Below are 218 nucleotides of genomic sequence, written 5' to 3'. Positions count from 1 at the left end.
CCATTTCTCGCCTTCTTGGTACCAACCAGTCTTCATAGCTCCTTCTGCATCTAAGTAATACCATTTATCATTACTTAATACCCAACCAGTTTTCATAGCTCCTTCTGCATCTAAGTAGAACCATCGCCCGTGTACTTGAACCCAACCTGTTTTCATAGAGCCATCTGTTGTTGGATCTAGATAATACCATTTTCCATATACTTGAACCCATCCAACTT

1 pseudogene is annotated in these 218 nt (G+C 40.4%); it reads right to left on the bottom strand.

Annotated elements, in window-relative coordinates:
• Positions 1 to 218, bottom strand: a pseudogene (locus MR170_RS32010) (3D domain-containing protein); the annotation flags it as partial.

Origin of the sequence: Bacillus cereus group sp. BfR-BA-01524, from assembly GCF_022662595.1 — a bacterium.
Taxonomy (GTDB): domain Bacteria; phylum Bacillota; class Bacilli; order Bacillales; family Bacillaceae_G; genus Bacillus_A; species Bacillus_A thuringiensis_S.
This window is presented reverse-complemented; position numbering and strand designations above follow the sequence as displayed.